We start from the raw sequence: 24903 nt of genomic DNA on the forward strand, positions 1-24903 counted from the left end.
AACAACAATGCCGATCATCAGCACAGTCAATAAGAAACATCTATATTATGAGGAATATGGACAGGGAATCCCTATCATTTTTATTCACCCGCCGGGCATGGGACGCAAGGTTTTTTATTATCAGCGCCTTCTGGCGGATCATTTCAGGGTGATATTTCCCGATTTAAGCGGACATGGCGACAGCGATCATGCAGACCAGCAAATCTCGATTTCCTATTACGCAAACGAGATCGTGCAATTTATGGATCGTTTGCACATTGATCAGGCTGCAGTATTCGGGTATTCCGCCGGCAGCTTAATTGCACAGCACATCGGCTTCACCCGGCCGGACAAAGTATCTCATTTGGTGTTGGCCGGCGCGTACCCCGCTGTTCATACCATGGCCGGTCAGCAGCTTCACAAAATGGGAATGTATCTTCTTGAAAAAAGTCCCGGCATGCTGATGAAAATTATCGCCAGCAGCCATACGAAAAACAGACAGCTCCGAAATCTATTAACGAATCATATGAAAAAAGCTGACCTCGGCCATTGGTATCAATATTATCGGGATTCTCTCCGCTACAGCTGCCTTGAACAATTGCCCCGTTTTAACATGCCGATGCTGTTTATGTATGGCGGCCTGCGCGACTGGACCTTTACACATGCAGGCTATTACCGGAAAGCATGCAGCCACGCTGAATTTTTCAGGCTGGAATACCAGGGCCATCAGCTGCCGACAAAACAATGGAAAACATGCAATGAACTTGTGACGGGTTTTGTTTTGACACATTGATGATAAGGCTTAGAAAACGCTTGGTTCCCCAGGCGTTCTTAAGTTATTGACTTTTGTCAACGAAATCATAGTAAAAAAGATCCTCAAACTTCAAGTCAAAATAGTGAAGCATTTTTCCGATCACAAGCTGCCCCGGCCGTCTTTCTCCATTCAGCACACGGCTCAGTGTGGCGGGTGAGACTCCGATTTCCAGCGCAAGCTGATTGAGGGAATAATCGTTATTGACCATATACTGCAATACATAATCACGTCTAATCTGTATCTTTTCTACTGGCACTTTCCTCACCTTCCGTTCATGAAAAAACTTTTTCTATACATTTACATTACGGCGTATGTTAACTTTTGTCAATACATTTCCAGCCTACCTATTCCCTTTAGTCAATAAACATACTAAAATATGAGTAACAGTGAGGGACGGGGTGAGACATATGGAAAGCTTCGGCGAACAATTACGGGCATTGCGTGAGGAGAGAAAGTTGACAGTCAACCAGCTGGCGACTTATTCCGGTGTAAGCGCGGCCGGCATCTCCAGAATTGAAAACGGCAAACGCGGCGTTCCTAAACCTGCCACCATCAAAAAACTGGCGGAGGCCTTAAAAATTCCTTATGAAGGGCTTATGTATAAAGCGGGATATATCGAAGAGATTCATGAAGCCAGAGCGCCTTATGAAACGAAGTGCCAGCTGCTTGAAAAGGCGGAGGCTTATGACCTGAAAAATCTTGCCCTTCTTGAGAGTGAAAAATGGCAGTATCTCAACAAAGAGGATTTGCTCATGCTGGATCATTATTTCTCTTTTATTTCAGACGAAGCCAAAAAACGATCTGCTGATCAATAACTCTTTCCAGAAATGCGAGGCGATCATCATGTCAACATTCGGACAGGAATTAAGGGCGCTGCGCCGCGCCCGCAAACTGACAGTAAACCAGCTTGCGGTGTACTCGGGCATCAGCTCAGCGACCATTTCAAAAATAGAAAACGGCAAGCGCGGCACACCAAAGCCCGCGACCATAAAAAAGCTCGCAGCGGTGCTGAAAATACCGCACGAAAACCTGATGGCAGCCGCAGGGCACATTACCGCTTTTCCTGAAGAAATTCGAGAGGCTTCGGAAAGCTATCAGTCTATTTATGCGATTTATCAGACGGCTGTCACTCGAGGAACGGAGAACCTGTCTCTTTTTAACAGCGAAAAATGGCGGCATCTCTCCAAGCAGGATATTGAAAATCTCAGCAAATACTTCGATTTTTTAGCTTCCGAAGCGAAAAAACGCTCCTCTTCCACGTAATCTTCTGCATCTCTTTCCGCATTTTATCAATCACGCATGCATACGTTCCCTCGTTATTTGCGTTATAATAATGACAGACGAGGTGAAAAGTATGAACCAATCAGAAATGTGTCCTAGATTTGAAAAAGCAGTCGACATCTTGAGCAAACGCTGGGTTGCTTTAATCGTTTTTCAACTGTTGAACGGCCAGCAGCGATTTAGCGAAATAGAAGCAGCACTTCCAAATCTAAGCGGCAGAGTTCTGTCAGAAAGGCTGAAAGAACTTGAGCTTGAAGGAGTTGTTAAGCGGGACGTCATCCCCGAAACTCCGGTTCGCATCGAATATTCATTAACCGACAAAGGAATGGCGTTAGCGCCCATTCTGGGTGAAATCTCCAAATGGGCGACTGAATGGATTGACCCTTCCTTTCATATGTAATTGCTAAAACGGTTCTATCTCCACGGAGAGAAGAGCCGTTTTTTATTTTTTATTTCCAGGTGAAAAAACAATTTTTCAGCCGATATATAGTACATCACATCACTTTTTTAAAAGGAGAACACGTAAATGCGACTGACGATTTCCCGCAAATTCAGCCTGGTATTTTTGACACTGATCCTCATCAATCTGCTTATAGGCGGAATAGGCGCTTTCAATATGCAGCACATCATCAAAAAGACAGATGAAATCAACACGAAATGGATAGACGGCATTAAAGAAATTACATCTATTAATTATTTGACAGAGCACCTTTCCTCTAAGGAAAAGGATTTCCTGATTTATACAGACAAAGATAAAATGGATACGCTGGACCAAGATATGAACCAGATCCTTAAGGATATCAATGAAAAGCTTGATAACTACGAAAAGACAATCTCTAATGACAAAGAACGCAGCATTTTCGAACAGCTCAAGACTGAAGTCAACTCATATACGAATATTCATAACCAGATTTTAGAGAGCGGACGCACGAATGATATAGATAAAGCAAGGGGTTTATTGGTACAGACTGAAGCAAGCTTTGAGGATATGAAAAAATCAATCACTGAACTGGTTGACTTTAATAAAGAAGGCAGCAACACGGCGGTGAAAGAAACCAAGGACGTTTATTATAAAGGCCTCATTTACACGGCTTTGCTTCTGGCAGCTTCCATCGCCATCAGCATATGTATTTGGCTTTATATCAATCGCAGCATTGTAAAACCGATTATTCGAATGAAGTCATCTGCGAATGAAATCGCCGAGGGCAATCTGTCAAATGACATAGAGCCGCTGGCCTCAAAAGACGAGCTTGGCGATCTGAACGAAGCGCTTCAGAAAATGGTAGGGAATTTAAGAGATATCGTCGGATATTCAAAAGAAATCTCCACCCGCGTGCTTTCTTCATCACAGGTGCTGACCACTGCAACGAATGAAACAAGAACCGGCAGCAGGCATATTACCGAAACGATGAACGAAATGGCTGAAGGCTCCGAGCAGCAGGCGCAAGACGCTGTGACAATCGCCGAATCAATGAATGAATTTACAGAAAGCATTGATAAAGCCTACAATCACGGCATGACGATCAGCGATACGTCTCAAAACGTTCTCGAACTCGCCGTAAACGGAAACGAAAATATGGATACGTCAGTGCAGCAAATGAAAACAATCCATCATATCGTTCAGGAGGCCGTTCATAAAGTGAGATCGCTGGAACAGCATTCTCAGGACATCAACAAGCTTGTTCAGGTCATCAACGGCATTGCCGAGCAAACGAACTTATTGTCACTTAATGCTGCAATTGAGGCAGCCCGCGCAGGAGAAAGCGGCAAAGGCTTCGCCGTTGTGGCTGAGGAGGTCCGAAAGCTCGCAGATGGCGTATCTGACTCCGTTCAGGATATCACTAAAATAGTTGGCGGCACACAGCAGGAAATCAACACTGTCATTCAATACCTGGAAAGCAGCTTTACCGAAGTAGAAAAAGGTACTGAAAACCTGACTGACACCGGACAGGCCATGCAGAACATTAAGCAATCGGTCACCTATGTAGCGGACAGTATTAAGGAAGTAACGGACGGATTAAAGCAGTTAACAAACCAATCGATCACAATTAACCAATCGATTGAAAATATCGCCTCCGTTTCTGAAGAATCCGCCGCCGGCATTGAAGAAACATTTTCCATTACCGAACAATCCGCCCATTCAATGGATCAAGTGCTTCAAAATGCTGAGGAGCTTGAGCGTTTGGCGAACGAACTTAATGAGAAAATGGATCAGTTTACAATTTAAATAAGAAAAAAGAGGCTGGAATCATCCAAGCCTCTTTTTTTGTTCTTATGCAGCTGTTTGAATACGTCTCACCCTGGTTCTTTTTTTCTTGACCGGATGTAACGCCCGCTCCACCCAAGCCATGAGCAAATCAGCCGCAACCGCCATCACCGCAGTCGGAATCGCGCCGGCTAGAATAATCGCCGTTCCGTTTGTGGCGTTTGACCCGCGGACGATCATATCCCCAAGGCCGCCGGCGCCGACAAATGTGCCGATTGCTGTAATGCCGATAGCGATGACGAGAGCCGTTCGAAGGCCTGCCATAATGACAGAAAGCGCGAGCGGGAGCTCAACCATCCGAAGAACTTGGAATTTCGTCATCCCCATCGCTTTTCCTGATTCTAAGTATGCGTGTTCAATGCTGACAATGCCTGTGTACGTGTTTCGGATAATCGGTAGCAGGGAATACAGAAATAATGATAAAATCACTGTGTTTGCGCCGAGCCCCATGACAAGCATCAGGACTGCCAGCATGGCGAGCGCCGGAATCGTCTGAATGACATTTGTTACGGCGAATACCCATCCTGACAAGCGGCGGAAATGCGCAATGAGGATGCCGACCGGAACCCCGACGACAGCAGCAAACAAGACGCCGTAAGCCGACATGAGAAAATGGCGGCCGAATTCTTCCATTACATAGCTGCCGTTCTGTGCATAATACGTCATTAACTGTTCAAGTACATTCATTGGTCAATCCCCCTTTCACGATTCGAAGTAGTGATGCTTTTGCAAATATTCCTTGGCAACGACAGACGGTTCTTTTAGGTTACCGTCGACTTCATAGTTAAGCTCCTGCATCGTGGCTGTATCGATTTTTCCGATCATTTTCTGAATGATGCCTTCCAGTTCAGGATGTTCTTTAAGCACCTGTTCCGGAACAACAGGAGAGCAGTCGTACGGAGGGAAAAATTGTTTATCATCCTTTAGCATTTTGAGATCATAGGACTTGATCCTCCCGTCCGTGGAGTAAGCGAGGACAATGTCCATTTTTCCGCTTTTCACCGCGTCATACACAAGCCCGATCTGCATCGGATACGTGCCGCCGAATGTCATGCCGTAGGTTTTCGTAAAATCCTGATAGCCGTTCCCTTTAAGCTTCATCCAATAATTATCGACGCCCAGCTTTAATTGCGGCGCCCATTTTTTGACGTCTGATACATTTTCTAAATGATATTGGTCTGCAAGCTTCTTGCTGACGGTAAAGGCATACGTATTATCAAACCCGTAGGAGTCATACCATTTTAAATCGTATCTTTTTTTAAACTCCTGCTGTGTCAGCGCCAGCGCTTTGTCCGGATCTTTTTCAGGTTTCATCCTCAGCGTGCCTGTCAGCGCGTCACCTGTATATCTTGTGGCCGCAATATCGATTTCTCCGTTCATCAAGGCCTGCTGCTGCACCGCGTTGGAGCCAAGATTTTTAATGGTTGTTGTTTTTAGATCCGTATGGTGTTCGATCAGCTGGCCAAGCATGCTTGCGATGATTTCTGATTCACTCATGCTTTGCGCGCCGATTTTGATGGTCTGGTCTGAAGCGGCGCTGAGCCCGGGAAGCGAACAGCCGCTTAGCATCAGCATTACTGCGAGCGTAAAACCGCTCAGCCATTTAAGATGTTTTCTTTTCATGAGCAGCCTCCTTATGAAACTTCCTTCATTCCCTGCAGTCCGGCAGGCGTGATTTTTCGTTCCGTCAACGCCAGCACATAATCAATGACAATCGCCAATATCGTGACGGGAACCGCTCCTCCGATGATATATTCCGGCTGATATAAATTCAGGCCGATGAAAATGTAATCGCCCAATCCGCCGCCTCCGATAAAAGATGCAAGCGTCGCCCAGCCGATTAAATAAATCGTGGATGTTCTGATCCCCGCCATGATGACGGGCGCGGCAAGCGGCAGTTCCACGAGGCGGATTTGTTCAGCTGCCGTCATCCCGATGCCTTTTCCTGATTCAAGCAGATTTTTGTTAACGCCGCGAATCCCGGTATACGTGTTGCGCAGGATCGGCAAAACGGAATAGAAAAACAAGGCCACAATAGCCGGAACTTTTCCGACTCCCAAGAGCGGGATAAAGAAAGCGAGGATTGCCAGACTGGGCAGCGTCTGAATGATATTCACAATGCCGATAATGGTGCCGGCTCCTTTTTTCATTCTGGTAAGCACAATCCCAAGAGGCACAGCGGCAGCCACGCCTAAAATGACGGCGATGAGAGAAATGGTGATATGCTCATATGTTTTATAAAGCAGTTCGCCTCCGTTGGTTTGCAAAAATTCAATGATATGATTCATGTCTGACAACCTCCCTATGACAATACTGCGAGCTGTTTTTCTTCTCCCCAGATGGACTCATACACAATGTCAACCAGGCTCGCTCTCGTCACAATTCCTATTAAACGGCTGTCTTCATCTACAACCGGCACGTACTTTACACCCCGTTTTAAAATTTTGTGTACTGTATCCCGCAGCAGTGTTGCGCCCAAGACGGTGTAGATGCCTTGATGCAGGACCTCGCCTACGAGCTCGGCTTTCTTCCGGCATTGATCAATGATTTCCACATCTACATAGCCTAGAAGAACATGGCTGTCATCTACAACCAGGAGCGAGTCGACACGCTCCTGCCTCATCAGCTGGATCGCTTCAGAGAGCGTTTTATCCGCCGTAATGGTCACCGGGTGTGTACTCATAATTTGATCAACCCGCTCAACATCAGGACTTGATGACTGAATCAGGCGCTCCTTGCCGATAAACTCCTCAACAAATTCGTTTGCCGGATTTCTCAGAATATCATCAGGCGTTCCGATCTGCACAATCTCTCCGCCTTTTAAAATGACGATCCGGTCTGCTAGCTTAATCGCTTCATCCATATCATGGGTAACAAATACGATGGTTTTATGTAAGGTTTTTTGCAGTTTTTTAAATTCTTCCTGAAGGGAATCCCTCGTAATCGGGTCAAGCGCCCCAAACGGTTCATCCATTAAGATAAGCGGCGGTTCCGCGGCAAGTGCCCGTAATACACCTATTCGCTGCTGCTGTCCCCCGCTTAATTCATGAGGATAACGGTCTAAATATTCAGGTCCCATATCAACCAATTTTAAAAGCTCACGCGCACGTTCTTTCCGCTGCTGCTCCGGCCATTTCAGCAGCTTAGGCACAAGTGATATGTTCTGCTGAATGGTCATATGGGGGAACAGTCCGATCTGCTGAATGACATAGCCGATCTTACGCCTGAGTTCTACCGGGTCCTGTTCCATCATGTTCTCGCCGTCAATAAAAATCTGACCGGCTGACGGCTCAATTAATCGGTTAATCATTTTCATCGTTGTCGTTTTTCCGCAGCCGCTTGGACCGATAAAACAGATAAATTCACCTTTTTCAATTTCCAGATTCACGCTGTTCACAGCTTTTTTTCCGCCCTTATATGTTTTCGAGACATTTTTTAATGTCAGCAAACATCGCACCTCCAAAATTAAATTCATTCAATTCGTTCAGTTCATATTTAATTTTTCAGATAATTGAATGCTTCCCATTATAGAATAAAGTTTATAAAATAAAAAGTTTACAATTTGTTCATATTATTTATAAAGTATGTGTAAACCCTGATTTACCCGTATTGACCGGTAATGATCTCCTTATTGCTCCAATTTCCTGCCAAATTCTATGATTACAGCATTTCCGCCGCATCAAAAATGTGGTATATTGACATCGGAATTGTTAGCTGAAAGGATTGAAACTGTTGGAGAAAGATCCGTTAACGATAATTGAACAGACTGAAGACCACCTCATAGAAAGAATCGCGGAAAACATGCATGCATTTGGAATGCCCTCTACCGTTGGACGTGTGCTGGGCATTATTTATATGAATCGCAAGCCGATGACGCTGACGGAATTATCAGAAGCGACCGGCATGAGCAAAACGCGAATGAGCCAGGCCGTGCGGGACATGCTCGATGCCAACATCGCCGAGAAGGTGTTTGAAAAGGGCGTGCGAAAAGACTTATACGATGTTGAAGAGGATTACTATCAAACCTTTATCACTCTGTTTACAGCCACTTGGAGCAAAGTCGTCAGCAAAAATAAAATGATGCATAAAAAACTCAACCGGGAGCTGCTCAGTATCTTGGATGAAGAGCTTTCTCCTGAAGCGGAAGAAAAGGTGAATGAGCTGTTGAAGGAATTAAAGGAATGGCTCGACTATTACAATTGGCTCGGCCGTCTGATTGAGTTTTTTGAGAGTGAAGAGATTTTTAAATATGTGCCGAAACCGTAAAGAAGTTCCCAAAATTGATATTGGGAACTTTACGTACAATACAAATTTTAAATATCAAATTTTTCCCACAAAACAAAACCAAATATAATTTACAATATTTTGTTTATTATCCATTTTATGTTGATTATTCTTACTAGTTATTATATAATCTTTTTGAAATGATTAGATTGGCTTAAAGGAGGTAACCCAAATCAAAAAAAGAGCAATTATAACTATAACGACTATATGTTTCCTTTCACTTTCTTCCTATTACTTTAGTAATATCTCACCTCAGAATCCACTGTTTAAAAAAAATTTTTTGCAACAATTGTCTCCCCAAGGCTTTGGCTTTTATAGTAAAAGCCCTACTGAAGAAAACATTTCGTTTCACACAAAAGAAAATTTAAAGTTACCTAATGCACTTCCTAATAATTTTTTCGGGATAAAAAGAGAAGGAAGAGTTCAGGCAATAGAATTAGGCAAAATTGTTGAGAATATCGAACCAAAGAATTGGAAAACATGTGAAAACAACACTTCCTGCACAAATTTAGAGAGACAAATGAAGCCTATTGAAGTAAAAAAAAGCAAGGACTATACACATCTTAGCAAAGGAGAGTACCTTATATACCGACAAAAGCCACTCTCATGGTATTGGATAGATTTTAAACAAACTACCTCTTTTGAAAGAAAGGTGCTAAAAGTAAAAATAATATGAAAATATTAAATAGTTTCGAAGGTTATATTGACACCTATAATCCATGGAAAAATACATATGCACTTTCTAGAAGTTTACTTGGTTTCTCAACATTACTAGTTTTAGTATTTAATAGTGCTGATATTTTATTTAGTTATAGTGCAAATAATGTCACGTGTGAAAATGTCTATATTCCCACTGCCTTTTGTTTTGCTAACAAATATAGCATCAGTTTTGAGGTTATAAGATACTTAATGATTTTTATATTAGCTTTAGTGGTTATAGGATGGAGGCCTAGATTTACCGGTTTTTTCCACTGGTATATTTGCTATAGCATTCAAACTTCAGCTTTAACTATTGATGGCGGTGAACAAATTGCAACTGTTCTTTCATTTCTTTTATTTCCTGTTACATTATTAGATTCAAGGCAAAATCATTGGAAAATAATAGATATCAATTATGAATCTTTCACAAAGAAGATAGTATTATTTTATTTAGTGACAATAATTAAAATTCAAGTTTTTGTAATCTATTTAAATGCAGCTTTAGAGCGCTTGAAAAATAAAGAGTGGGCTGAAGGGACAGCAATTTATTATTTCTTTTCTGATCCTGTTTTTGGATTGCCTGATTATCAACTTAATTTATTGAATCCACTGCTTGAAAGCAACTATATTGTTGTCATCACTTGGTTAGTAACTATTTTTGAGCTGTTCTTAGCAGCAAGTATAGTTTCTAATATCAGAATAAAAAAAATTGCATTAATATTAGGAATAATATTTCACATAGGGATAATAATCAGCATCGGTATTGTAAGTTTCGGCTTAATCATGATATCTGCATTAATTATATATCTACATCCTATACAACAAAATATCAATTTGAATTGGTGTTCTCCTTTATTTAAATATATATCCGTAAAAGGAAAAAGGAATTTCAAAAGATTAGGAGGTGAATCAGTCAAGTTCCTTACAAAATTGTTTCATAACTAATATTTAGATAATGGAGAAATAACTTAATGGAGGTATAATAATTTGAAAAGTAAATTACTTAGGCTATTGATTGTTTCCATGGTGACGATATTGGTTTTTTCATTAGTAGGATTCTCTAAGGAGTCAAGTACATCTGCTAAAGAAAACAATACATTTTCTGGAGAAGATTACTTTAGAGGACTTTTATTTGGCCAAGGAGAGGTTGGTAAATTAATTTCTAGCGATTTGGACCCTAAACTCGTAAAAGAGGCGAATAGTACAGAAGGTAAAAAATTAGTGAATGATGTAGTCAAATTTATAAAAAAAGATCAACCACAATATCTGGATGAATTGAAACAATCGATTGACAGTAAAGACCCTAAAAAACTCATTGATAATATGAATAAAGCAGATCAACTTATCCAAAAATATGCCAAGAAAAATCAAAACGTAAAATACTCTACCAATAAAGCAACTCCATCTTGCGGGCTTTATGCCGTCTGTGTAGCAGCTGGATATTTATATGTTGTAGGCGTTAACGCGGTAGCATTGCAAACCGCTGCCGCCGTAACAACTGCAGTTTGGAAATACGTTGCCAAATATTCCTCTTCAGCTTCTAATAATAATTCTGATCTAGAAGCTGCTGCTGCAAAAACCCTAAAATTGATTCATCAATAATCATTATAAAAAAAGTGTCTTGCGGGTTACTCCGCAAGACACTTTTTTAACGTTAACCGTTTAACTTTTTGTAATAAAGATAGGAAGCAGTCGTTGAAATAACTAATGCTAGCAACACTAACACAATCATAATCATAATAATATATTCCCCTGTAAAAAATGAAAGAATGGCTATGATAAAACCACACGCTACAAGTACTTTAGAGGCAAAGCGATTACCCAATTTCCAAACAGTCTCATCTTTTAATGTCCAAGGTGTCCTCAATCCGATAAGATGGTTTTGCTCTGCTAACTGCATGGAATTTCCACCAATAATTAAAAAGATACCAACAGCAAGACCAATTATTAAATCAATATCCAGTTCGTATCCTAAACTTACTAAAAGGGTTGAGAGCTGTAAAATATATAAAAGGATTAACATATTATTAGAAGCTAGAAAAAGCAATGCTTTATTTTTTTGCGTTGACTTAATGGTTAACATATAAAAAGTAAGATAATAAATAAGCATAACAATAGGTATAATAAAAAGTGTTAGAGGTTTAGATATAAAGGCAGCCGGCTTATTTCCTGACCATTGTATCGGTATTTCTTCCGGAAGGTACTGATAAAATATAATTGAAGTCAAGAAACTCAAACAAACAATAATTATGGAAATTATATTTTTCTTCATAAATCGTTATCCCCTTTATTTATAAAGTTAAGCATCCAATTTATTGAGTCTTGAAGTACTGTGGTATTTAAAGAATAATAAATAAATTGCCCTTTACGGTGGTCAGCTATGACTTCCGCCTGTTTTAAAATATTCAAATGGTGAGAAATACTCGGTTTACTGATATTAAAATGTTCTGCAATATCTCCCGCAGTCATATCCCCTCCTTTTAACAAATCCAAAATTCTCCTCCTAGTTGGATCTGATATAGCTTTGAAAACATTATTCATAGCGTTTTCTCCTTTTCGAAAAACATTTAGACATTTAGATGTTTGTATAAATGTATTATTATTATAACTTGAAACTTTTCTCAAAACAACCTTAAAATTGGCAATAACCATCTGATATTTGAAGATTTTTTTAAAATACTTGTCTAACTTCAACGCTGGAAAGTATCGGTTAAAGGGACTAACACAGGTTGTTTACTAAAAAAACCACCCCTGTTTTATTTAAATAGAGGTGGTTTTTCTTTCAGCTTTAATATAGTTTCTTTTTTTATTTTTAATCGGGCTTAACGCGCGTTCAAGCCAGCCCATGACCAAATCAGCTATCACCGCCATAAGGGCTGTCGGGATCGCGCCAGCTAATATAATCGCGGTCCCGTTTGTTGCGTTTGATCCCCTGACGATGATGTCTCCAAGGCCTCCGGCGCCGACAAATGTCCCGATGGCAGTAATGCCGATAGCAATGACGAGCGCGGTGCGGAGGCCGGCCATAATAACAGAAAGCGCCAACGGAAGCTCGACCATCCGCAGCACTTGAAACTTTGTCATACCCATCGCTTTTCCGGATTCAAGATAGGCATGTTCAATGCTGACAATGCCTGTGTACGTATTTCTGATGATCGGCAGCAGTGAATAAAGAAATAACGATAAAATGACCGTATTCGCGCCAAGCCCCATCACTAGCATCAGCACGGCCAGCATGGCGAGCGCCGGCACCGTCTGGATCACGTTCGTGACGGCGAAAACCCAGCCGCTTAATGTTCTGTATCTGGCAATCAGGATGCCAAGCGGAATGCCGACGATGGCCGCAAACAAAACGCCGTACACCGACATCAGAAAATGGCGGTAAAACTCTTGCAGCACATAACTACCGTTTTGCGAATAGTAAGTGCAAAGCTGCTGTAATACTTCCATTTGGTCTGCCTCTTTTCTTAGTCAAAATAATGATGTTTCTCTAAAAATTCCTTTGCCACAACAGATGGCTCCTTCAGTTTGCCGTCCACTTCGTAGTTGAGCTCCTGCATGGTTTCCGTGTCAATCTTCCCGATTAGTTTATCAATAATGCCTTCAAGCTCCGGATGTTCCTTAAGCACCTTTTCCGGAATCACCGGCGAACAGTCATACGGCGGGAAAAACTGTTTATCGTCTTCTAGGATTTTGAGATCATACGCCTTAATCCGGCCGTCTGTGGAATAAGCAAGAACGGCGTCCATTTTCTCGTTTTTGACTGCGTCATAAACAAGTCCGATCTGCATCGGATAGGTTGTTCCGAACTCAAATCCATACGTGCTGACAAAACCTTTATATCCGTCGCCCTTCCGTTTCAGCCAGGCATTGTCGACCCCCAGCTTATATTCAGAAGCGTTTTTCTTCAGATCAGACACGGTGTTTACATGCTCCTTTTCCGCAAACTTTTTTGTTACGGTAAAGGCGTATGTGTTATCAAACCCGTAAGAATCAAACCATTTATATTTAAAACGTTTGTCAAATTCTTTCTGTACAAAGTTCAGCGCTTTTTCCGGATTCTTCTCCGCCTCCATTCCGAGGGTGCTCGTTAAATCCGTGCCAGAATAGCGTGTGGCGGATATGTCAATGTCACCGCCGAGCATCGCCTGGTGCTGAACATAGTTTGATCCGAGATTTTTGACTAAAGCCGTATTTAAATCCGTATCGTGTTCAATAAGCTGCGCAATCATATTCGCTAAAATTTCTGATTCTGTTATACTTTGCGCCCCGACCTTGATCGTATCTTGTGAGGCGCCGCCAAGTCCCGGCAGAGAACAGCCGCTCAGCAGCATGACAAAGGCGAAAGCGAGCGCGCCGATCCATCTGATTTTTTTCGTTTTCAATACAGCCAACTCCTTAAGAAACTTCCTTCATCCCTTGCAATCCCTTCGGTGTCACTTTTCGTTCCGTCACGGCTAGCAAATAATCAATGATAATGGCTAAGATTGTAACCGGCACAGCACCGCCAATGATGTATTCAGGCTGATACAGGTTCAGTCCGATAAAAATGTAATCACCAAGACCGCCGCCGCCAATAAATGAGGCAAGGGTCGCCCAGCCGATTAAATAGATCGTGGATGTGCGGATGCCTGCCATAATAATCGGAATCGCCAGCGGAATCTCGACAAGCCGGATCTGCTCCCAGCCGGTCATTCCAATCCCTTTTCCTGACTCAAGCAGATTTTTGTTTACACCTTTAATGCCTGTATACGTATTGCGCAGAATCGGAAGCACCGAATAGAAAAATAAAGCGACGATCGCCGGCACTTTTCCCACACCGAGAAGCGGGATAAAAAATGCCAGAATCGCCAGACTCGGCAAGGTTTGCACAATGTTGACGGCACCTATAACCGCGCCTGCGCCTTTTTTCATTCTGGTCAGCAGAACGCCGAGCGGCACCGCAACGATAATACCCAATACAACAGCAATAAGAGAAATATATAAATGTTCACCTGTTTTATACAGCAGCTCTCCGCCGTTCGTCTGTAAAAAAGTCATCATTTGATTCATGTGTAAGAGCTCCTCCCCTGATCAGATCGTCATTAGCTGGTTTTCCTCGCCCCATATGGAATCATATACGATGTCCACAAGGCTTGCTCTTGTCACAATCCCTGCTAAATGGTGCTCTTCATCAACAACGGGAACATACTTAATTCCTTGCTTCAAGATTTTCCGGACGGTATCGCGGAGAAGGGCTCCTTTTTGCACGGTATACATATCCGAGCGGTACACATCACCAACAACGCTCGCTTTTTTGCGGTTTTGATCAATGATTTCAACATCTACGTATCCCTTCAGCACATTTTGCTCATCTACAACAAGCAGCGAGTCGACGCGTTTTTCTCTCATCAGCTGAATGGCCTGAGAAAGCGTTTTGTCCGCTGTAACCGTGACAGGCATTCTGTTCATCATCTGCTCAACCCGCTCAATTTCAGGCCTTGTCTGGATCAGGCGCTCTTTCCCGATAAATTCTTCTACAAATTCATTTGCCGGATTTCTGAGAATCTCATCAGGTGTGCCGACCTGAACGATTTCACCCGCTTTTAAAATCACAATCCGGTCAGCTAGCTTAATGGCTTCGTCCATGTCGTGGGTCACAAACACGATGGTTTTGTTTAACGTTCTCTGCAGTTTTTTAAATTCTTCCTGAAGGGAATCCCGCGTGATCGGGTCAAGCGCTCCGAACGGTTCATCCATTAAAATGAGAGGGGGTTCCGCAGCCAGTGCGCGCAGCACGCCGATTCTTTGCTGCTGTCCGCCGCTGAGCTCGTGGGGATAACGGTCTAAATATTCAGGGCCCATATCAACAAGCTTTAACAGCTCTCTCGCCCGTTCTTTCCGTTTTTCTTCAGGCCATTTCAGCAGTTTCGGAACGAGTGAAATGTTCTGCTGAATGGTCATGTGGGGAAACAAACCGATCTGCTGAATCACATAGCCGATTTTTCTCCGCAGTTCAACCGGGTCCTGTTCCATTATGTTTTCTCCGTCTATAAAGATCTTTCCTGACGACGGTTCTATCAATCGATTAATCATCTTCATCGTCGTCGTTTTTCCGCAGCCGCTCGGGCCGATAAAACAGATAAATTCGCCCTTGGCAATATCTAAATCAATGCTGTTCACAGCTTTTTTGCCGCCTTTATATACTTTTGACACTTGTTCTAATTTCAGCAATCCGTGCACCTCCGCAGGTTTCCGTTAATTTTTCTGAAAAGTATAATCTTTATTATAATTTGAACTTTGTAAAATAAAAAGTTTACAATGTGTTGAAATTATATGTTATTTACAGATTATTTATTGTTATGACTCAGGCAGAGAGGGTGTTCTTACAATTACGCCGGATACCTCTCGCTTCCTCCGCATACAGCTGTTTTCAACAACTGGCAGAAATATGATATATTGACACCATCAATTGCCATTTGAAGGGATGATCAGCTGTGGAAAAAACTGCTCTCGACATCATTGAACATGCTGAAGAGCATCTCATCGAGAAGATTGCCGAAAACATGCATACGTTTGGAATGCCTTCTACTGTCGGGCGTGTGCTCGGGATTATTTATATGAATCGAAAACCGATGACGTTAAGCGAGCTGTCAGAAGCAACAGGCATGAGCAAAACACGGATGAGCCAGGTCGTCCGTGAAATGATTGATGCCAACATTGCCGAAAAGGTGTTTGAAAAAGGCGTAAGAAAAGATCTTTACGACGTAGAGCAGGATTATTATCAAACCTTCATATCTTTATTTGCGGCGAACTGGACAAAGGTCGTGAGCAAAAACAAAGTGCTGTACAAAAAATTAAACCGGGAGCTGACGGATCTTTTACAAAGGGACGAGCTTCCCCGAGAAGCCGAAGAGAAAGTCAATCAGCTGCTGAATGAATTAAGAGAATGGCTTCATTACTATGATTGGCTGAGCCGCTTAATTGAGTTTTTTGAGAGTGAAGAAGTATTTGAATACGTGCCGAAAACAGCTGAAAGCAGCTCCCTGAAGTAAGGGAACTGCTTTTCTACATGATGAGATTAATATTGGAAACATCATACATGAGAACATCGTATACTTCCTCCATGTGACATTGGCCTTACCCAGAGGCTGATTCTTCGCAAACGTTTATAGCCGTTCGGAAACGCCGCGTGCTACAATGAAGTGACTATGTAAATAGGAAGGATGTATCTATATGTTTAAGAAAATTGCAGCAGATGCACTCGGATTATCAGATATCGGAAAAATTATCGAACCTCAGGATTATGACAAAACAGATGCTGATGACTATGTCATGCATGAAGACAACGAAAAAATTTATTTCCTGATTAAAACAAAAGCCGATGAATATTGCTTCACGAATCTGGCGCTGATCCATGTTGACGGCGAACGTGCCACTTCCTCCAAACGAACGCTGAAACGCTACCCTTATTCCCAATATAAAATCTCTGATGTTTTTCTGGAAACCGCCGGGAAGGTCGATTTGGATGTTGAAATCAAGTTCAAGCTGGGCTCTGAACAATTTGACATCGATGTGCATAAAGAGCAAATTGAAAAGCTGAAAGATTTGTATAAAGCCCTTCTCCGTATCTCTGAAACGATCTATGAAAATGACATTTTGATCAATCAGGCTGAACAAAGTCTGGAACGAGCAGTCACCATCCTTCAGCATACCCGCCCTGAGCACGTCAATATTGAAACACAATACAAAGAGCTGACCGAATTCGGGTTTACATGGGTCACTTCCGTCCGCTCGCAGTACCATATTAAAGATTTCGGTGACGTATTTGAAAAATATATGAATAACTAGAAACAAGACACGGGTTCGCATCTGGCAGCTCGTGTCTTTTTTCTGATACATAATCTTGGAGAAAATTTTTTGGCTGGATATTGGTTACTTTTCTACTTTTTTCTTTTATAATGACATTATTAGTCTATTTTCCCTATATTACATGTAAAAGGAGTCATCATATGTTTTGTCCTCAATGCGGCCATCAAGCAGATGGCGGAAAGTTTTGTGAGAAATGCGGATCGCCTCTTCCACGCCAAGCCGGCGAAAATCAAGGAGCACAGGCGGGAGCTGAAGCTGCAAAACAAGCAGCAAAGCAGTTCGGTTCATTTGTTCTGGCTGTTCTGAAACGCCCTTATCAGGAGTGCAAAACAACAGGCGGCGAACAGCTGATCAGCGGAATCATTACAATGGTGCTTTTCAGTTTACTAACTCCGCTGATGTTTTATATTCTTTTTTCAGAAGGTCCCGGCAGTGCGAGCTTTACAGAAATCTTTTTAAAGCCAACCATTTACTTTGCCCTTTTTATTTTCGGGTTGCATGCATTGATCTTTTTTTCCTTAAAAATCGCGGGAAACCAAGTCTCATTTAAAGATTCATTCTCCAGATTTGGTGCGTTTCTTATTCCATTTACAGCTATTTTGATTCTTGCACTTCTATTGTTTTTATTACATACAGATCTTTGTTTCACCGTGTTAGCGATTGGTTTAATCGGCGCATTCTTCGCTATTCCCCCTGCGATGCTGAGCAGTTACCAGCATTCGTATAAAGGAAAAGCTGATATCATTTACTCAACCATTGTGATTTATCTGATCACGTGCGTTGCGTTTCGGTTCATCATCGAACATTATATCAAAGAGATTTTCCGTTATATCTTTTTTTAAAAAACACCCCCATCGCCTGCTGGTGATGGGGGTTTGTTTTTATTGAATAGATGTTAAATAAATTCTTCCGTCTTTCACTACGCCGGTGTAGGTCCAGTTGTATGTTCTGCGCTTTGTACTGCCGCCTGATTTTGTAATATCAAATTCTTCATATGTTTTAATTGTGATATTCGAGCCGCTTTGATTAAAGCTTTTTACCTCTACATCAATAAATACTTCAGTCGTCCCCTCGCTGTACAGCTTCTTAACCAATTTCTGCTGATCATTATATAATGAACTTCCTTTTTCCAGATTGCCTTCCATGACCGCAAATTCATTTAAATTCACTGCGGTTGATTGATTTGTCAGATAACTAACCATAAATGATGTCACTTGTTCATCCGTGACATCGCCGGCCGATGGGCTTACGCTTGCTTTCTTGCCTTTTGCGTCTGCCCAGGCTGACGTGTACGTCTCTGCATGATCATTTTTTATTTTCTTTATATTTGTGCCGGCAGAATCAAAAGTTGATTCTGCATCTTCGAACATCCACTTTTTCTGTTTTTTATCATATGAAAGCAGATATTCATAGCTCGGGCTCTCATCCGACATTTCAGGTTTCGTATAGTCATTATAATTAGCCGACTGGTGAAGTTCTTTTCCTTTTACTGACGCCTGCCATGTACCGTCATTTTTCTGGGATAGAGCAAATGTATCCAAATCAAAGTCTGTTTCCAGATATTTATCTTTTAAGTAAGAATCCGTGTTTTTCTTCGAATCCACGTTATCTTTTACTTCGGCTTTCCAACTGGCACTTGCCTCTGTCATCTGAGCTGTATTTCCATCAGAAAGCGCTTTGGAATATTGCTTTGTCGTTTTGACAATCGTATTCATGATTGTTTCTTGTGTGTCTTGGTCAGGAATTAATGTTAACTCCATTTCTTTGCTATCAATCGGCACACCCGCTGTTTTTGTTTTTCCCCACGGAAACTCCGCTTCGACCTCAGCTGTCATTGATCCGTCTGTCAGAAGCGGTCCGTATGTGACAGATTTGAACGGATCCTTATGGATGGATTTGCCGTTAATCAGCAAATCTCCCTTTCCATCCTTAATAGCGTCAGCTAAGCTGAATGTTACATTATCCGCTTCCAATGAGAGATCAACACGAAAGCTATTGTCACCAACCGCCTGAATGTCTTCCTTTTTCACAAGATCGACTACATCGTTTTTCAGTTTGGCTGAGACTGTATATTCGCCGGGAATGTACGGTCCGAGGGTTTGTGCTTGATCTGCTTTCTTTACAGATCCGGCTTCCTCTTTATTCACATAGAGATCCGTATGTTTATAATTGCTGGTTACTTCAAAATAAACAGGTGCTATCTTTAAATCATAATGGTCAAATACTAGCAAAGTTTTCCCGTCTTTCTCCGCGTAAACAATATCCTTTTGGACTGTTTCAGCACGCAGCGATGAAAAAAGCTCATCTTTTTTGTCAGGATGATCCTTTAAATATGTAAGAAACGGCTTTACGTTTTGTTTAGTAAGCTTGAGCCTGTCATTTGCCGGTGTTAGCAGCGAAGCGATTTGGTCTTTATCCTCATCATTTACAGCCTGCTCAAATTTGTCGACTAACCTGTCCTTAGAAGTAAGGTACGCTCCGGTTTTATATGCAGTGAATAATATGACGCACGCTGCGGCAATGCTGCTCCATAACATGATGGTTTTCTTAGGGATTGGTTTCCGCGGAGCCTGCCTCGTTTCAGCAGTGCTTGCTGTTTCTTTATTTGCCTGTCTGCTGCTCCCTCCGATCGGGGTGCCGCATTCTTTACAAAACTTGGCCCCTTCATTATTTTTTTGACCGCATTCCTTACAAAACATGTGACTTTCCTCCTATTTTTTATCCGCTATTTTGTACAGATTTCCTATGTTACATATTTTATAATAGAATGGTATGAAATTGGAGGAAATCATGAAAATATCTCTATAAACATATGAAAAGGTGGAATGTACGTGCAAAAGCTCAGGATTCAAATAAGAGAAAAAGCAAATGACGAATTATACGATCTATTGCTGCTCGCCGATCCGTCGAAAGACATTGTAGATGAATATCTTGAAAGAGGAGAATGTTACACAGCTTGGGCCGGTGATGAACTTGCCGGTGTTTATGTATTGCTAAAAACAAGGCCGCAAACAGTTGAAATTGTAAATATTGCCGTAAAAGAGTCTCTTCAAAAGAAGGGTTTTGGCAAACAGCTTGTCCATGACGCCATCGAAAAGGCAAAGGAGCTGGGTGCGGACACGATTGAAATCGGCACGGGAAATTCCAGCATTCATCAGCTTTCTCTCTATCAAAAATGCGGTTTCCGCCTGCAGGCCATCGATCATGATTTCTTTACCCGACATTATGATGAGGACATTTTCGAAAACGGCATACAATGCCGTGATATGGTGAGACTTTATTTGGATCTTTAATGAAAGAGCTGCCGTATGATAATCGGCAGCTCTTTCATATAGAAATTAAAAAAACTGATTCGCTTTTTTCCCGGCATCCCGTTGCATTCCCTGCCTCACTGACAGTATGAAAAAAGTCAGCACGAGGGTCAGACCGACAGCCAGAAAAATATAATCAGCGTCCATAAACACAAGAAGCACTGTATAAACAGCTGCTGAAAGAGGTTCTCCCATCTTTACAATAGAAAAAATAAGCGCGAAAATTCTTCCGAAGTATTCAGTCGGAACAGTCTTTTGAAAAAACAGAACTGTTTGCACATCAATATACGAGATAATAACACCTAGTATCAAAAAAATGACACATTCAAGCCCGCTAAGCTGAAAAAACAAAAACATTATGAGCAATCCGACAGCTGTTAAAGTTCTGGGATAGAGCCGTTCAAGCCGCTTAGTATTCCACTTAAAAAATACAGCAAGATTACCTAAGAGCATTCCGCCCTGAAACATTGCATACATGACGGCGAACCACACAGAATAGTTTTCATGAAAACGTTCCACTGCAAGAATCGGCCCCATAACCGAAATAAACCCGGCAATGACAAGATTCACGATAAAAAAATAACCGACAGAAGTCATCCAAGATGAGTTGCCTTTCAGCATTCTGTATCCTGTCTTAAGGGCTTCTGCCCCTTTGCTTTTTAGGCCGGCAGGTTCTGAAATGTGGATAACTGCAATCAATGCAGCGGATACAAAAAAGGCGGTTCCATTAATGAAAAACAGCAGCCCGAACGGAATGGCCGCAAGCAAAACGCCGCTGATCAGCTTTCCGACGATCAGACCAATAAGTTCGCTTGTATTCATTAAAGATGTCGCTTGATCTAGATGTTTCTGAGGGACAAGTATCGGGATAAGCGCGACTTTCGCCGGGGAAAAGAGCATCGATTGTAGCGATAAACAAAATGCGCATACACCGATGATCCATACAGTTAAAAAACCATTTGCGCTAAGGACTGCCAAGAGAATCATAATGACTGCCCTTCCTGTATTACACATATACAATATGGTTTTTTTTCGTAAAGAATCAATTAAGGGGCCTGTAAACATTCCGAAGGTCAGGGGAACGAGCTCGATAAAAGAAATCACCCCGACCAATATTTTGCTTCCGGTCAAATCGAGTACAAGAAGCGGCAGCGCGATGAGCCAGACGCCATCCGCCGCGGAAGAAAATACTTGTGCAGACCAAAGTTTTGCATAATTTGGTGTTCGATATGCCGAATCACGGCCGTTTTTGATCTTCATCAGAAGCACCGCCGAACCATTCTAATGTTCTCCATGATTCTTTTCTTTGTGTATAATCCTCTTCCATCACTTCAAATACGATACCTGTGCCATCACCGCGGTGTATCTCTTTTAACATCTCTGCTGCTTGTCTGAGCAATGTTTCATCTATCGTTCCTTCTGTGGGATGACGCCCTTCAAAACAGCGGACACCTCCATGCGGGAAGGCTAGCTGGCAAAACGAACTGAAATGATAATGTTTAATGCTGTCCTTTAAGGAAAGAAATTGAAAAAAGTCAGGGTATCTCAGCTTTTCATTCCTGAACATAAGTGATGATGATAAATGTGTCTGATAGGTAATGGCCCAATGACACAGATCCCATGTAATCCCGATATGTTTTAAACCGAGCTGAATCAGTTCCTCAAAATCCTCAGGATAAATGAATATCGGGTCAAAGTCTTCGCCCAGATTCCCGATAATCGGCAGATTTTCGACTCCAATCCATATATCTGTTCCTTTTAGCTCTTCATCAAACTCTGCAAAAAATTCAATGACTTTTCTGCGGTTTCCTTCTAAATCATAGCCTTGAAATTCTTCAACGGACATAAATTGATTGGCATGAACAATTATCCCCTTGGCGCCATATACATCCGCAAGCTCTGCAAAATGAAGCAGACGGTCCTTTATATGCGCTTCATGAACATAATCCGCATTGTCGGTGGGAAAATGAAGTGTCAATAATGACGGCTCAAGCTGTTTTGTGTAATCAAGTGTCCGCTTGAAGGTTTTCACATAATCTGTTGCTTCAAACGATTTTCCGTCAAAAATATTGGCTTCAAGGCCATATCCTGCTTCGACCCACTTTTTATCAATTTGCTTCGGGTCTAACCCGAAAAACGGTATTTGCGCAATCATCCGTCACCACGTCCCTCTCACAAGCATAAAAGCTTCTGCTGCAGAAAAACCGGATTTAGCTCCCCAAACATATGCATTATTTTCAATCGCTTGCAAGGACCGCGGATGCGGGAAATCCCTCAGCTCCGAATCGTAGCACGCCATAGCCTTCAGCTTCAGTTCAAGCTCTTCTTCTATATTAATGAAGAAATTCGCGTGGAATTGATCCTTATTCAAATAGTTCCACTCTGTCGAGGATAATGTTTCGTATGCCAGGACCTGTTTTACGGAATGACCTGGAAGCGGGCGGGTTGCCGTCATCACCGCTCTGAATACTACGGTATGGTCAATATTAATATCACCGCCGTATTGTGTATATACAATATCCGGCTGAAAGCGTTCAATTTGTTTTTCTGCTTCTTTTACGACATCCAGCAAATCCAGTGAATCAAGCCTGTTATCAGGAAGATTTAATCTGACAAAATCGCTTATGCCGAGCGTGCTAAGCGCTTGTTCCGTTTCACTATAGGAATGCTGCATGAGCGAATCACAAGGTTTTTCATAGTCTTCTTTTCTGGACGATTTTCCCTCAGCCATAATGACAGCCGACACACTGTCTCCTTGACGGACATGTTTCGCCAGAGCTCCGCCGACGCCGATAATTTCATCGTCCGGGTGCGCCGCAAATACCATTACTTTCATTATATTGTCCCCCTTTGATTAACGTTTCGGAAATATCCGCCCCGCAATTCATAAGCATATCAAGCATAGAGAGATGAGGAATGTGCTCTCCGAATAACTGCGGATAATGTATTGTCCTGATTTGCTGGTATTCGATTGTAATTCCGCTTCTATCAAAATCACTTTCTATTAAATAGTCTGATCCTTGGCTGCCTGAATAATAATGATCAGCCCCTAGTTCCTTACAAAGTGCGAGCACAAAATCACTCTTTTTTTCATTCCGGCATTCGAGCTCCGAAACATAGCAAATTGGCGTTGAAATACGAAGTTCACGCAGAAAAAAATCAATGATGTACATATTCAAATCGTGAAGGTACTCCCATTCCTGCTGATAGACATCTTTAAAAAACATTTGATATTCCTCGAAATAGGGAGCCTTTGCATAATTCATTTTTATCGCCATCCAGTGTTTCTTTCGCCAGTCTTGTTCTTGATCAATTTTCATATCACGTAGCTCAATATCCTTATAATTTTTCATCAGAAGAGGAACAGTCAGCCACATAGGGCCTTGAGACGTTTTTATCCTGTTCCGATTGAGAAATCCTTTTTTCTCAAACTGGGCTGTATCGTGAATCGCAAATACATCTGATTTATGGATTTTTTCAAAAAAACCATACCAAGGGAGATAACTGGACTGATGGCCGCTTACCACTTTTACTCCGTTTCTGTGAAATGTCGACATCGTTTCTCTTCAGCTCCCCAATATCGTTTCGGTCTGGCAATTTCTTTACTGTGAGAATATCCAAAATCAACCCATTGAAGCTTCTTGTCGATGGCGAATGATAAAGCGTTCCGCATTAACAGATAAGAAGCCTGCGTTTCTTTACCGGCAGGGCTGTTTACATTCTGCCAATAATAGAAATGAGAATGGTCATATAGAAAAATACTGCTGCTGATCATTTCATTCTCAAGAAATGCCCCTACCCAAAAGACTTGTCTGCCAAGGCTTTCATGCAGCCTCTGAAAAAAATCCTGGCTTAGCATATATGCTGCGCCGATAGCTGCTATATGCGCCTTATACAAATCGTAAAACTCATGAATCGACTCCTGTCCGATTAAGCGGACGGATACATTTTTCTTTTCCGCATATCTGACTGCAGTCCGTGCTTTTCCCGAACAGTTTGTCCATAGCTCTTCAAATGTATCGGGAAGCGATAAAATATGTGTTGTTTTCTCCACCCATTGTTTTCCCATTTCTTCGATAAAAGGAGTTTGGTCATGCGGAAGCAGGAGCCGCGATAGTTTCTGTCCAAATAATGCTTTGATTTCACTTTGCAGCCATTCGAATGAAATTGGACGGTCTGAAATGACGCCGCCGTATCCTATCATATTACCGCTGAGCGAGCCATTCTGCTCAAACACCGGAACATATATCACTTGTCCGCCGTCCGATGTCAGCCTGACGGGGTGAAACGAGGTATTGGGGAGCTCTTCCATGAGCTTCCCCCAATCATAGCTTTGAAACAACCCAGCCTGAAATATGTCAGCAGCCCGATCCCATGCTTGAGGAGTTACGGAAAATGCTGTTTTTTCCACGATATAT

General features: G+C 42.0%; 30 protein-coding genes. 13 read left to right on the plus strand and 17 right to left on the minus strand.

The genetic code is table 11. The annotated features are described in order from the left end of the window. Window positions 1-7: 7 nt before the first annotated feature. Window positions 8-772, plus strand: a complete 765-nt coding sequence (locus NSS75_RS18095) for an alpha/beta hydrolase (protein ID WP_105953907.1) — start codon at window positions 8-10, stop codon at window positions 770-772. 43 nt (window positions 773-815) lie between these two features. On the opposite strand, the gene NSS75_RS18100 is transcribed toward NSS75_RS18095, so the two are convergent. Beyond that, window positions 816-1049, minus strand: a complete 234-nt coding sequence (locus NSS75_RS18100) for a helix-turn-helix transcriptional regulator (RefSeq protein WP_024122859.1) — start codon at window positions 1047-1049, stop codon at window positions 816-818. Between the two features lie 151 nt (window positions 1050-1200). Here NSS75_RS18100 and rghR point away from each other — a divergent pair, with 151 nt between their 5' ends. The 4 genes from rghR to NSS75_RS18120 all read left to right on the plus strand — a co-directional run bounded on the left by rghR (window position 1201) and on the right by NSS75_RS18120 (window position 4301). Then, the gene (rghR, locus tag NSS75_RS18105) at window positions 1201-1608 is read left to right on the plus strand and encodes a transcriptional repressor RghR (protein WP_024122860.1); all 408 of its coding nucleotides are present in this window, start codon (window positions 1201-1203) and stop codon (window positions 1606-1608) included. A 28-nt stretch (window positions 1609-1636) separates the two neighbouring features. Next, window positions 1637-2056 (plus strand): helix-turn-helix transcriptional regulator, encoded by a 420-nt coding sequence (locus NSS75_RS18110; RefSeq protein ID WP_024122861.1) that lies wholly within the window; start codon window positions 1637-1639, stop codon window positions 2054-2056. A 91-nt stretch (window positions 2057-2147) separates the two neighbouring features. Then, window positions 2148-2474 (plus strand): catDE operon transcriptional regulator CatR, encoded by a 327-nt coding sequence (catR, locus tag NSS75_RS18115; protein WP_010331897.1) that lies wholly within the window; start codon window positions 2148-2150, stop codon window positions 2472-2474. A 126-nt stretch (window positions 2475-2600) separates the two neighbouring features. Further along, window positions 2601-4301 (plus strand): HAMP domain-containing methyl-accepting chemotaxis protein, encoded by a 1701-nt coding sequence (locus NSS75_RS18120; protein ID WP_339234256.1) that lies wholly within the window; start codon window positions 2601-2603, stop codon window positions 4299-4301. Window positions 4302-4346: 45 nt separating this feature from the next. Here NSS75_RS18120 and opuBD read toward each other — a convergent pair whose 3' ends face one another. From opuBD to opuBA, 4 genes are read right to left on the minus strand one after another with little or no spacing between them, the layout of a single operon-like run. Then, on the minus strand, window positions 4347-5027 hold the full coding sequence (gene opuBD, locus NSS75_RS18125) for a choline ABC transporter permease OpuBD (protein WP_024122863.1): 681 nt from the start codon (window positions 5025-5027) through the stop codon (window positions 4347-4349). Between the two features lie 15 nt (window positions 5028-5042). After that, a complete protein-coding gene (gene opuBC, locus NSS75_RS18130; RefSeq protein ID WP_198098022.1) occupies window positions 5043-5963 on the minus strand; it encodes a choline ABC transporter substrate-binding lipoprotein OpuBC in 921 nt (306 codons plus the stop codon). 11 nt (window positions 5964-5974) lie between these two features. Further along, the gene (locus NSS75_RS18135; protein WP_095713009.1) at window positions 5975-6628 is read right to left on the minus strand and encodes an ABC transporter permease; all 654 of its coding nucleotides are present in this window, start codon (window positions 6626-6628) and stop codon (window positions 5975-5977) included. A gap of 14 nt (window positions 6629-6642) precedes the next feature. After that, on the minus strand, window positions 6643-7788 hold the full coding sequence (opuBA, locus tag NSS75_RS18140) for a choline ABC transporter ATP-binding protein OpuBA (protein ID WP_198098023.1): 1146 nt from the start codon (window positions 7786-7788) through the stop codon (window positions 6643-6645). Between the two features lie 284 nt (window positions 7789-8072). Between opuBA and NSS75_RS18145 the strand changes: the two genes are divergently transcribed. The 4 genes from NSS75_RS18145 (at window position 8073) to sdpC (ending at window position 10925) form a co-directional block, all read left to right on the plus strand. Further along, the gene (locus NSS75_RS18145; protein ID WP_188323309.1) at window positions 8073-8606 is read left to right on the plus strand and encodes a GbsR/MarR family transcriptional regulator; all 534 of its coding nucleotides are present in this window, start codon (window positions 8073-8075) and stop codon (window positions 8604-8606) included. Window positions 8607-8820: 214 nt separating this feature from the next. Continuing rightward, window positions 8821-9300: a sporulation-delaying system protein SdpA gene (gene sdpA, locus NSS75_RS18150; RefSeq protein ID WP_188323822.1), complete on the plus strand. Its 480-nt coding sequence runs from the start codon at window positions 8821-8823 to the stop codon at window positions 9298-9300. Beyond that, window positions 9297-10268, plus strand: a complete 972-nt coding sequence (locus NSS75_RS18155) for a sporulation-delaying protein SdpB family protein (protein ID WP_024122869.1) — start codon at window positions 9297-9299, stop codon at window positions 10266-10268. Before sdpA ends, NSS75_RS18155 begins: the two co-directional genes overlap by 4 nt. Window positions 10269-10310: 42 nt before the next feature. Further along, the gene (gene sdpC / locus NSS75_RS18160; protein ID WP_024122870.1) at window positions 10311-10925 is read left to right on the plus strand and encodes a sporulation delaying protein SdpC; all 615 of its coding nucleotides are present in this window, start codon (window positions 10311-10313) and stop codon (window positions 10923-10925) included. Between the two features lie 52 nt (window positions 10926-10977). On the opposite strand, the gene NSS75_RS18165 is transcribed toward sdpC, so the two are convergent. The 6 genes from NSS75_RS18165 to opuCA form a co-directional block, all read right to left on the minus strand. Continuing rightward, window positions 10978-11595, minus strand: coding sequence for an SdpI family protein (locus NSS75_RS18165; protein ID WP_024122871.1), 618 nt, complete (start codon window positions 11593-11595; stop codon window positions 10978-10980). Beyond that, complete coding sequence (gene sdpR / locus NSS75_RS18170) at window positions 11592-11864, minus strand: sporulation delaying system autorepressor SdpR (RefSeq protein ID WP_024122872.1); 273 nt, start codon at window positions 11862-11864, stop codon at window positions 11592-11594. The genes NSS75_RS18165 and sdpR overlap by 4 nt, the downstream gene beginning before the upstream one ends. 219 nt (window positions 11865-12083) lie before the next feature. After that, on the minus strand, window positions 12084-12773 hold the full coding sequence (gene opuCD, locus NSS75_RS18175) for a glycine betaine/carnitine/choline/choline sulfate ABC transporter permease OpuCD (protein ID WP_339234268.1): 690 nt from the start codon (window positions 12771-12773) through the stop codon (window positions 12084-12086). A gap of 17 nt (window positions 12774-12790) precedes the next feature. Continuing rightward, entirely contained in the window at window positions 12791-13657 is an 867-nt protein-coding gene (gene opuCC / locus NSS75_RS18180; RefSeq protein ID WP_185848924.1) for an osmoprotectant ABC transporter substrate-binding lipoprotein OpuCC, read from the minus strand. Window positions 13658-13721: 64 nt separating this feature from the next. Beyond that, complete coding sequence (gene opuCB, locus NSS75_RS18185; protein ID WP_024122875.1) at window positions 13722-14375, minus strand: glycine betaine/carnitine/choline/choline sulfate ABC transporter permease OpuCB; 654 nt, start codon at window positions 14373-14375, stop codon at window positions 13722-13724. Between the two features lie 21 nt (window positions 14376-14396). Next, a complete protein-coding gene (gene opuCA / locus NSS75_RS18190) occupies window positions 14397-15536 on the minus strand; it encodes an osmoprotectant ABC transporter ATP-binding protein OpuCA (protein ID WP_101859940.1) in 1140 nt (379 codons plus the stop codon). Between the two features lie 263 nt (window positions 15537-15799). Between opuCA and opcR the strand changes: the two genes are divergently transcribed. The 3 genes from opcR (at window position 15800) to NSS75_RS18205 (ending at window position 18016) form a co-directional block, all read left to right on the plus strand. Then, the gene (opcR, locus tag NSS75_RS18195) at window positions 15800-16357 is read left to right on the plus strand and encodes an opuC operon transcriptional regulator OpcR (RefSeq protein WP_044159138.1); all 558 of its coding nucleotides are present in this window, start codon (window positions 15800-15802) and stop codon (window positions 16355-16357) included. 181 nt (window positions 16358-16538) lie between these two features. Next, window positions 16539-17153, plus strand: coding sequence for a PH domain-containing protein (locus tag NSS75_RS18200; protein ID WP_024122878.1), 615 nt, complete (start codon window positions 16539-16541; stop codon window positions 17151-17153). A gap of 161 nt (window positions 17154-17314) precedes the next feature. Further along, the gene (locus NSS75_RS18205; protein ID WP_024122879.1) at window positions 17315-18016 is read left to right on the plus strand and encodes a zinc ribbon domain-containing protein; all 702 of its coding nucleotides are present in this window, start codon (window positions 17315-17317) and stop codon (window positions 18014-18016) included. A 39-nt stretch (window positions 18017-18055) separates the two neighbouring features. Here the strand turns inward: NSS75_RS18205 and NSS75_RS18210 are convergent, their stop codons facing one another. Further along, window positions 18056-19873 carry a zinc ribbon domain-containing protein gene (locus NSS75_RS18210; RefSeq protein WP_229043960.1) on the minus strand — a complete coding sequence of 606 codons (1818 nt, stop codon included), beginning with the start codon at window positions 19871-19873 and terminating at the stop codon, window positions 18056-18058. Window positions 19874-19999: 126 nt separating this feature from the next. Between NSS75_RS18210 and NSS75_RS18215 the strand changes: the two genes are divergently transcribed. Further along, on the plus strand, window positions 20000-20467 hold the full coding sequence (locus NSS75_RS18215) for a GNAT family N-acetyltransferase (RefSeq protein ID WP_081638366.1): 468 nt from the start codon (window positions 20000-20002) through the stop codon (window positions 20465-20467). Window positions 20468-20512: 45 nt separating this feature from the next. Here the strand turns inward: NSS75_RS18215 and NSS75_RS18220 are convergent, their stop codons facing one another. The 5 genes from NSS75_RS18220 to NSS75_RS18240 are packed head-to-tail and all read right to left on the minus strand — an operon-like array spanning window position 20513 to window position 24896. After that, window positions 20513-21745 (minus strand): MFS transporter, encoded by a 1233-nt coding sequence (locus tag NSS75_RS18220; RefSeq protein WP_103671312.1) that lies wholly within the window; start codon window positions 21743-21745, stop codon window positions 20513-20515. Further along, the gene (locus NSS75_RS18225; RefSeq protein WP_101859936.1) at window positions 21723-22640 is read right to left on the minus strand and encodes a TIM barrel protein; all 918 of its coding nucleotides are present in this window, start codon (window positions 22638-22640) and stop codon (window positions 21723-21725) included. The genes NSS75_RS18220 and NSS75_RS18225 overlap by 23 nt, the downstream gene beginning before the upstream one ends. A 3-nt stretch (window positions 22641-22643) precedes the next feature. Next, on the minus strand, window positions 22644-23321 hold the full coding sequence (locus NSS75_RS18230) for a PIG-L family deacetylase (protein ID WP_024122884.1): 678 nt from the start codon (window positions 23319-23321) through the stop codon (window positions 22644-22646). Continuing rightward, window positions 23284-24042 (minus strand): WbqC family protein, encoded by a 759-nt coding sequence (locus NSS75_RS18235; protein ID WP_339234279.1) that lies wholly within the window; start codon window positions 24040-24042, stop codon window positions 23284-23286. Before NSS75_RS18235 ends, NSS75_RS18230 begins: the two co-directional genes overlap by 38 nt. Continuing rightward, the gene (locus tag NSS75_RS18240; RefSeq protein WP_101864770.1) at window positions 24015-24896 is read right to left on the minus strand and encodes a GNAT family N-acetyltransferase; all 882 of its coding nucleotides are present in this window, start codon (window positions 24894-24896) and stop codon (window positions 24015-24017) included. Before NSS75_RS18240 ends, NSS75_RS18235 begins: the two co-directional genes overlap by 28 nt. Window positions 24897-24903 lie beyond the last annotated feature (7 nt).

The organism is Bacillus sp. FSL K6-1012, from assembly GCF_037964915.1.
GTDB lineage: Bacteria > Bacillota > Bacilli > Bacillales > Bacillaceae > Bacillus > Bacillus halotolerans.

Coding starts and splice junctions, on each gene's coding strand:
- NSS75_RS18095 (WP_105953907.1), top strand. CDS start 8: ATGCCGATCATCAGCACAGTCAATAAGAAACATCTATATTATGAGGAA.
- rghR (WP_024122860.1), top strand. CDS start 1,201: ATGGAAAGCTTCGGCGAACAATTACGGGCATTGCGTGAGGAGAGAAAG.
- NSS75_RS18110 (WP_024122861.1), top strand. CDS start 1,637: ATGTCAACATTCGGACAGGAATTAAGGGCGCTGCGCCGCGCCCGCAAA.
- catR (WP_010331897.1), top strand. CDS start 2,148: ATGAACCAATCAGAAATGTGTCCTAGATTTGAAAAAGCAGTCGACATC.
- NSS75_RS18120 (WP_339234256.1), top strand. CDS start 2,601: ATGCGACTGACGATTTCCCGCAAATTCAGCCTGGTATTTTTGACACTG.
- opuBD (WP_024122863.1), bottom strand. CDS start 5,027: ATGAATGTACTTGAACAGTTAATGACGTATTATGCACAGAACGGCAGC.
- opuBC (WP_198098022.1), bottom strand. CDS start 5,963: ATGAAAAGAAAACATCTTAAATGGCTGAGCGGTTTTACGCTCGCAGTA.
- NSS75_RS18135 (WP_095713009.1), bottom strand. CDS start 6,628: ATGAATCATATCATTGAATTTTTGCAAACCAACGGAGGCGAACTGCTT.
- NSS75_RS18155 (WP_024122869.1), top strand. CDS start 9,297: ATGAAAATATTAAATAGTTTCGAAGGTTATATTGACACCTATAATCCA.
- NSS75_RS18165 (WP_024122871.1), bottom strand. CDS start 11,595: ATGAAGAAAAATATAATTTCCATAATTATTGTTTGTTTGAGTTTCTTG.
- sdpR (WP_024122872.1), bottom strand. CDS start 11,864: ATGAATAATGTTTTCAAAGCTATATCAGATCCAACTAGGAGGAGAATT.
- opuCD (WP_339234268.1), bottom strand. CDS start 12,773: ATGGAAGTATTACAGCAGCTTTGCACTTACTATTCGCAAAACGGTAGT.
- opuCC (WP_185848924.1), bottom strand. CDS start 13,657: ATGCTGCTGAGCGGCTGTTCTCTGCCGGGACTTGGCGGCGCCTCACAA.
- opuCB (WP_024122875.1), bottom strand. CDS start 14,375: ATGAATCAAATGATGACTTTTTTACAGACGAACGGCGGAGAGCTGCTG.
- NSS75_RS18200 (WP_024122878.1), top strand. CDS start 16,539: ATGTTTAAGAAAATTGCAGCAGATGCACTCGGATTATCAGATATCGGA.
- NSS75_RS18205 (WP_024122879.1), top strand. CDS start 17,315: ATGTTTTGTCCTCAATGCGGCCATCAAGCAGATGGCGGAAAGTTTTGT.
- NSS75_RS18210 (WP_229043960.1), bottom strand. CDS start 19,873: ATGTTTTGTAAGGAATGCGGTCAAAAAAATAATGAAGGGGCCAAGTTT.
- NSS75_RS18215 (WP_081638366.1), top strand. CDS start 20,000: ATGTACGTGCAAAAGCTCAGGATTCAAATAAGAGAAAAAGCAAATGAC.
- NSS75_RS18220 (WP_103671312.1), bottom strand. CDS start 21,745: ATGAAGATCAAAAACGGCCGTGATTCGGCATATCGAACACCAAATTAT.
- NSS75_RS18225 (WP_101859936.1), bottom strand. CDS start 22,640: ATGATTGCGCAAATACCGTTTTTCGGGTTAGACCCGAAGCAAATTGAT.
- NSS75_RS18230 (WP_024122884.1), bottom strand. CDS start 23,321: ATGAAAGTAATGGTATTTGCGGCGCACCCGGACGATGAAATTATCGGC.
- NSS75_RS18235 (WP_339234279.1), bottom strand. CDS start 24,042: ATGTCGACATTTCACAGAAACGGAGTAAAAGTGGTAAGCGGCCATCAG.